Below are 7,185 nucleotides of genomic sequence, written 5' to 3'. Positions count from 1 at the left end.
CACTCTGACACATCGCCAAGAGACAATTGCGAGCGCAGCGAAGCAATCCAGGGCGACGTCGAGCGAGACGGTTCTGGATTGCTTCGCTGCACTCGCAATGACGTGGGTTGAGCGACAGCGCTCCAGATCACCGCGGCGCGGCGGCCCTCCGGAGCCGGTCGTTGATCGCCTCGCCCAGCCCGTGCTCGGGGATCGGCGCGATGGCGATCACCGCCGGGCCAAGGGCATCGAGTGCCCGCAGATGCCCGAACAGGTTCGCGGCGGCTTCCGTGAGATCACCGCCGGGGCTGAGATCGAGCGCGGGCGCGGCGCTCGCCTGCAAAGCCGGGTCGCTGCCGAAGCCGAGCCAGGCCTCGCCGGGGCGGGGAGCCTCCGCCTCGAGCCGGATCCGCGCCGCGGGCGCATAGTGAGACGCGAGCAGGCCAGGCGAGATCGGCGCCATGCCGGCCTCGCCCGCGAGCACAAGCGAGCGCCCGATCACGCCTTCGATCGCGCTGCGCGGCACGCCGCCCGGCCGCAGCAGGCGGGGCGCGCCGTTGAGACAGGCGACGATGGTCGATTCGACGCCGACCTCGGTCGCACCGCCATCGAGCATTGCGTCGATGCGGCCGTCGAGATCGGCGAGCACATGCGCGGCGCTGGTGGCGCTGACGCGGCCGGAGCGGTTGGCGGAGGGGGCTGCGATCGGCCGCCCCGCCGCCTGCAGGATCGCATGGGCGATTGGGTGCGACGGCACGCGCAGCGCCACCGATCCCAGTCCGGCGCGTGCGAGATCGCTGACCGCGCAACCGGCCGAGACCGGCACCACCAGCGTCAGCGGCCCCGGCCAGAAGGCCCTGGCGAGCGCCAGTGCGTTGGCGTCGAACAGGCCATGCCGACGGGCGGCGGCGAGATCGGGCAGATGCGCGATCAGCGGGTTGAAGCTCGGCCGCTCCTTGGCGGCATAGATGCCGGCGACGGCGCTGCCGGAGGTCGCGTCGGCGGCGAGGCCATAGACCGTCTCGGTCGGCAGCGCGACGAGGCGGCCCTCACGCAGCAGCTCCGCCGCCCGCGCGATCCCGGCGGGATCGGAGTCAAGCCGCTCGGTGCTGCGTCGAACGGGCGGGGGCTGCGTCACAGTCGCTCCATGGCCGGGCCCACCATGCGATTGACCCAAAAAGGTTTATAACTAAACTATATCTACGGCGCTGCTTGGCGGCGGCGACCGTGGCCTCGGGGATAGTTCCTCGCTACCATGGCGGCAACGTCTAAAGCGGGCCTGCGCCGCAGGATTCGGTCCGCCGGGCGAGTGCAAAACGAGAGCGCCGGCCATGCGGACGCGACGGCCGGCGTCGAGGGAGATGTCAGATGAGCTACCGGGCCCCGGTCGAGGATATTCTCGCCACGTTGCGTCATATCGCCGGCCTCGACCGGCTGATCGACGAGGGGCTGGCGCCGGAACTCGATGCCGACATGGTCCAGGCGGTGCTCGACGAAGCCGCGAAATTTGCCGGCGACGTGCTCGCCCCGCTCAACCGCGTCGGCGACAAGCATGGCTCGGTTCTCAAGGATGGCGTCGTCACCACGCCGCCCGGCTGGAAGGACGCCTACACCGCCTGGGCCGGCGCGGGCTGGAACGCGCTGCCGGCTCCCCCCGAGCATGGCGGCCAGGGCTTGCCGGCACTCCTACAATCCGCCTGCATCGAAATGTGGAACTCGGCGGCGTTTGCCTTCGCGCTCGGGCCGCTGCTCACGGTCGGCGCCATCGAGGCGCTGCATGCCCATGGTTCGGAGCATCTGAAGGAGACCTATCTGCCGAAGCTGGTCTCCGGCGAGTGGATGGGCACGATGAACCTGACCGAGCCGCAGGCCGGCTCCGATCTCAACGCACTCCGCGCCAAGGCCGAGCCGGTGGGCGACGGCACCTACAAGATCACCGGCCAGAAGATCTACATCACCTATGGCGAGCACGACCTGACCGAGAACATCGTGCATCTCGTGCTGGCGCGCCTGCCCGATGCGCCGGCCGGCACGCGCGGCATTTCGCTCTTCCTGGTGCCGAAATACCTCGTCAATGCCGATGGTTCGCTCGGCGCGCATAACGACCTGCGCTGCTCCGGCATCGAGCACAAGCTCGGCATCCACGCCTCGCCGACCTGCTCGATGGCCTATGGCGACCAAGGCGGCGCGATCGGCTGGCTGATCGGCGAGGAGAACCGCGGGCTGGCCTGCATGTTCACGATGATGAACAATGCCCGACTCAACGTCGCACTCCAGGGCGTCGCCATCGCCGAGCGGGCCTATCAGCAGGCGCTGCATTTCGCCCGCGAGCGCCGGCAGGGTACGGCGCTGGATGCACCCAAGGGGGCGCCGATGAGCCCGATCATCGTCCACCCCGACGTGCGCCGCATGCTGATGGAGATGCGGGCGAAGACGCAGGGCGCGCGCGCCATCGCCTATCAGGTGGCGGAAGCGCTCGACCGCTCGCATCGCGGGAGCGACGACGCCGCGCGCAAGGCCGCCGCCGAGCGCGCCGCGGTCCTCACCCCCGTCGCCAAGGCCTATGCCACCGATATCGGCGTCGAGGTCGCCTCCACCGGCGTCCAGGTCCATGGCGGCATGGGCTATGTCGAGGAAACCGGCGCCGCCCAGCATCTGCGCGACGCCCGCATCGCCACGATCTATGAGGGCACCAACGGCATCCAGGCGATCGACCTCGTGCTGCGCAAGCTGCCGCTCTCCGGCGGGCAGGCGGTGGCCGATCTGATCGCCGAAATGCGCGCCGTCGTCGCTGAGGTGAAGGCGGCCAACACGCCGGGCTTCGGCCACAGCGCGGTCCGCCTCGGCGCCGCCGTCGAGGCGCTGGAGCGCGCGACGCAATGGATGCTGGCGACCATGGGCCGCGATCAGGGGTCCGTGCTGGCCGGCGCGACGCCCTATCTCAAGCTCTTCGCGTTGGCGCAGGGCGGCACCGGCCTCGCCCGCAAGGCGCTCGCCACCCGCGCCGAGGCGCAAGGGGCCGACGATCTCGCCACCGCCCGCTTCTTCGCCGAGATCCTTGTGACGGAAGCACCGGCGCTGGAACTCGCGGTGACGGAAGGGGCGGGCGCCATCGCCGATGCGGCGGCGGTATTTGCGGCGTGAGCGAGCCGCCGCGACCGCTCGCCAACCGCATCTGCCTCGTCGCCGGCGCCTCGCGCGGGCTCGGGCGCGGCATCGCCAGGGCGCTGGGAGAGGCCGGCGCCACCGTCATCGTCACCGGCCGCTCCAGCGAGGCCGGCCCCCGCACCGACCATCGCCCGGAGACCTTCGAGGATGCGGCCCGCGAGGTCGAGGCCGCAGGCGGCAGGGGCCATCCCTATCGCTGCGACCACACCCAGGAACGCGAGGTCGACCAGCTCGTCTCCTGGTGCCTGCGCCGCTTCGGCCGGCTGGATGGGGTCGTCGACGCGGTCTGGGGCGGCAGCGAGGGCTATGACGGCGAGCGCTATCCGGATGGCTCCACCTTCGGCGCGCCGTTCTGGCGAAGGCCCGTGGCGCGGCTGGGCCAGAGCTTCGAGAGCGGCGTCTATGCGCAGCTCCTGCTGGCCCGCGCCGTGGCGCCCGCCATGGTCCAGGCGCGCAAGGGGCTGATCGTCACGGTGGGTTTCGACACGGCCGGCGGCTATCTCGGCGACGTGGTCTACGATCTCGCGCAAGCCGCGATGCACCGGCTGACGCTGGCGATGGGCCACGAGCTGAAGCCCTTCGGCGTCACCGCGCTCGGGCTTTCGCCGGGCCATGTCCTGACCGAGCGCGTCCGCGATGCCGGCCTCGCCCAGCCGGGCAGCGAAACCCCGCTCTATGCCGGCCGCGCGGTGGCGGCCCTGCTGCAGGATGCGGAGGTCGCGCGCCACGCCGGCCACGTGCTGCATGTCGCCGATCTCGCCGGGCTTTACGGGTTCACCGACAGGGACGGCTCCGCGCCCTCGCGCTTCACCGTCCCGTCATGAGGCGCGGGCCATAGCGGTTTGACACCAGCTGCGGATCAGGGTTCCTGCCGCGCTCAGCCTGCAACCTGCGTCGCCCGAAGGTCCGTCCATGATCCTGATCCACGGAATCTGCCCGCAGTCGCGCGACAAGCTCCTGCCCCGGACGGTGGAGGCCGATGCGCCGTTCCCCGCCGATTCGATCTGGATCGATCTGCTCAACCCGACGGCGGGAGAGGATGCGCGCGTCGAGAGGCATCTCGGCGTCTCGATCCCGACGCGCGAGGAGATGCACGATCTCGAGCCGTCGGAGATCATCTACACCGAGAACGGCGCGCATTACATGACCGCGCGCATCATCTGCCAGTCGGAGACGATCGTGCCGCGGCTGGCCGACGTCACCTTCATCCTCACCGACAAGGCATTGGTGACGGTCCGCTATGACGAGCCCGGTGCCTTCAACATCTTCCTCAACCGGGCCACCAAGCCCGGCGGCTGCGGCACCCAGCCCGAGGCGGTGCTGGACGGGCTGATCGAGGCCATCGTCGACCGCGCCGCCGAGGTCCTGCGCGGCGTCGGCGACCAGATCGACGACGCGTCGCGCCGCATCTTCGCCGGCCGTGGCCAGGACGTCGAGCAGGGCAGTGCCTATCAGGCGGTGATCCAGAAGATCGGCCAGTACGAGCACATCATCTCCAATGTCCGCGAGAGCATGGTCTCGGTCGAGCGCGTGCTGCTCTTCCTCTCGGCCAATTACACGCGGCCGAAGAAGGCGCAGACCGGCTTCTCGGCCGAATGGCGCGCCGCCGTCCGCGACGTGCAGGCGATCGAGGAGCATGCGACCTTCCTCTCCAACAAGCTGCAATTCATGCTCGACGCCACGCTGGGGCTCGTCTCGATCGAGCAGAACAAGATCATCAAGCTGTTCTCGGTCGTCTCCGTGGCGCTGATGCCACCGACGCTGATCGCATCGATCTACGGCATGAACTTCAAGACGATGCCGGAGTTGGAGTGGCAGTGGGGCTACCCCATGGCGATCGGGCTGATGATCCTCTTCGCCGTGCTGCCCTACATGTTCTTCCGCTGGAAGAAGTGGCTTTAGCGCATCGGCCCGGATGTCGGGCACCGGCTTCCGCGAGAGCCGATGCGCAGGATAGGACGGCGCGGCCTCCCGCGACGCTGGATGAGGCGAGCCGACGTCGATGACCACCCCCCAATTGCTCTCCGTCTCGCTCGTGGCGGTGATGATGGCTGCCTTCCTCTGGGGGCGTCTGCGCTATGACATCGTCGCCATGCTGGCCCTGCTGGCCGGCGTCGCCGTCGGCATCGTCCCGGCTGGCGAGGCCTTCAAGGGCTTTTCCGACGACATCGTCATCATCGTCGGCAGCGCGCTCGTCCTGAGCGCCGCGGTCGCCCGCTCCCGGGTGATCGAGCGCGGCCTCTCCCGCATCATGCCGGCGCTCGGCTCGACGCAGGCGCAGATCGTAATGCTCGTTATCGCCGTCGCGGTGATGTCGGCGATCATCAAGAATATCGGCGCGCTCGCGATGATGCTCCCGATCGCCTATCAGCTTGCCCGAAAGAGCGGGCGCTCGCCCTCGGTCTTCCTGATGCCGATGGCCTTCGCCTCGCTGCTCGGCGGCATCGTCACCCTCGTCGGCACCTCGCCGAACGTCATCGTCGCGCGGGTCCGCGCCGAACTCGGCGGCGAGCCTTTCGCGATGTTCGACTTCACGCCGGTGGGCATCGTCGTCGCGCTTGCCGGTTGCGCCTTCCTCGCCGTCGGTTACCGCCTGCTGCCGACGGACCGGCGCGGCGCGGTCTCGCTCGACCAGGCGATCGACATCAAGGATTACGTCACCGAGGCCGAGATCGGCCCCAAATCGACGCTCGCCGGCAAAACGGTGGCCGATCTCAAGGCGCTCGGCGGAGGCGATCTCCAGATCGTCGCGATCCTGCGCGACGAGCGACGCCTGCAGGCTCCGCTTCCCGACGCCAGCCTGAAGACGGGCGATACGCTGCTGTTGCGCGGCGACGCGGCGGTGCTGGAACGGGTCGTCGCCGAGGGCGAGCTCGATCTCGACGGGCAGCACCGCCCGACCCAGAAAGAGGATGCGCTCGATCCCGACCAGGTCAGCGAGGCCATCATCGGGCCCAATTCCGTGCTGATCGGCCAGTCCGCGAGCGATATCGGGCTGCACGCCCGCTTCGGCGTCAACATGATCGCGATCAGCCGCGCCGGCGAGCGCTTCACCCAGCGCCTGCGCGACATCCGCCTGCGCGCCGGCGACATCGTCGTGATCCAGGGCGACGAGAAGCAACTGCCGGAAAAGCTGATGGAACTCGGCCTGCTGCCGCTGGCGGACCGCGTCGTCTCGCTCGGCTCGACCCGCAAGGCGGTGATGACCGTCTCGATCGTGCTGGCGGCGGTGGTGACGCTGGCCTTCGGCCTCGCCCCTGTGCCCCTGACCTTCTTCGCGGCTGCGGTGCTGCTGATCGCCCTGCGCTGCCTGCCGTTGCGCGAGGCTTATAGCAGCATCGATGCGCCGATCCTGCTGATGCTTGCGGCCCTCATCCCGGTCAGCGACACGCTGCGATCGACGGGCGCCACCGACGTCTTCGCCGGCTGGCTCGCCCAGGTCGGTTCGGGGCTGCCGGGCTGGGGCTCGGTCGCGCTCATCCTGGCGGCGGCGATGGCAGTGACGCCCTTCCTCAACAATGCCGCGACCGTGCTGGTGATGGCGCCGATCGGAGCGGGCTTCGCCGCCAAGCTGGGCTACAACCCCGACGCCTTCCTGATGGCGGTGGCGATCGGCGCAGCCTGCGACTTCCTCACGCCCATCGGTCATCAGTGCAACACGCTGGTGATGGGGCCTGGAGGCTACAAGTTCAGCGACTACCCCCGGCTTGGGGCGCCCCTGTCGCTGCTGGTGCTTGCGGTGGCGATGCCAATGATCCTGATCGTCTGGCCGCTGCAGGCGGGCTGATCGGGCGTTCGTCGGCGCGGCGGCATGAAACCTCCGGCAGTCTTGTGCGTTGCAGCATTCCAGCCTATCCCGGTGCGGCCACCGCAACCTCTCCCAACAGACGAAAGGAGCGACGATGCTGGAACGGCATGAGGGCGACACGATGCCCGAGGACGAGCACAGCCGTCCTGCCCCGAAACCCGAGGCGACTGCGCAGGACGAGACCGCGCCAGCCTCCAATCGAGACTATCAGGCCGGCTTCTGGAGCCCGC

5 protein-coding genes are annotated in these 7,185 nt (G+C 69.4%); 4 read left to right on the top strand and 1 reads right to left on the bottom strand.

What is annotated here, in order from left to right; genetic code table 11:
* Positions 1 to 127: 127 nt before the first annotated feature.
* Positions 128 to 1,117, bottom strand: coding sequence for an L-threonylcarbamoyladenylate synthase (locus tag Q8M82_RS20145; RefSeq protein WP_305693079.1), 990 nt, complete (start codon positions 1,115 to 1,117; stop codon positions 128 to 130).
* A gap of 230 nt (positions 1,118 to 1,347) precedes the next feature.
* Here Q8M82_RS20145 and Q8M82_RS20140 point away from each other — a divergent pair, with 230 nt between their 5' ends.
* The 4 genes from Q8M82_RS20140 to Q8M82_RS20125 all read left to right on the top strand — a co-directional run bounded on the left by Q8M82_RS20140 (position 1,348) and on the right by Q8M82_RS20125 (position 6,934).
* Positions 1,348 to 3,123 (top strand): acyl-CoA dehydrogenase family protein, encoded by a 1,776-nt coding sequence (locus tag Q8M82_RS20140; RefSeq protein WP_305693078.1) that lies wholly within the window; start codon positions 1,348 to 1,350, stop codon positions 3,121 to 3,123.
* Entirely contained in the window at positions 3,120 to 3,971 is an 852-nt protein-coding gene (locus Q8M82_RS20135; RefSeq protein ID WP_305693077.1) for an SDR family NAD(P)-dependent oxidoreductase, read from the top strand. Before Q8M82_RS20140 ends, Q8M82_RS20135 begins: the two co-directional genes overlap by 4 nt.
* An 88-nt stretch (positions 3,972 to 4,059) precedes the next feature.
* Positions 4,060 to 5,049 (top strand): magnesium transporter CorA family protein, encoded by a 990-nt coding sequence (locus Q8M82_RS20130; protein WP_305693076.1) that lies wholly within the window; start codon positions 4,060 to 4,062, stop codon positions 5,047 to 5,049.
* Positions 5,050 to 5,149: 100 nt separating this feature from the next.
* Positions 5,150 to 6,934: an SLC13 family permease gene (locus Q8M82_RS20125; RefSeq protein ID WP_305693075.1), complete on the top strand. Its 1,785-nt coding sequence runs from the start codon at positions 5,150 to 5,152 to the stop codon at positions 6,932 to 6,934.
* Positions 6,935 to 7,185 lie beyond the last annotated feature (251 nt).

Origin of the sequence: Allobosea sp., from assembly GCF_030694325.1 — a bacterium.
GTDB lineage: Bacteria > Pseudomonadota > Alphaproteobacteria > Rhizobiales > Beijerinckiaceae > Allobosea.
Note: the sequence above shows the minus strand (reverse complement) of the source record. Positions and strands in the feature narration are given on the sequence as shown.

What these genes read in the sequence shown, in the direction of transcription:
- Q8M82_RS20130 (WP_305693076.1), top strand. Translation starts at nt 4,060, where the DNA reads ATGATCCTGATCCACGGAATCTGCCCGCAGTCGCGCGACAAGCTCCTG.
- Q8M82_RS20140 (WP_305693078.1), top strand. Translation starts at nt 1,348, where the DNA reads ATGAGCTACCGGGCCCCGGTCGAGGATATTCTCGCCACGTTGCGTCAT.
- Q8M82_RS20125 (WP_305693075.1), top strand. Translation starts at nt 5,150, where the DNA reads ATGACCACCCCCCAATTGCTCTCCGTCTCGCTCGTGGCGGTGATGATG.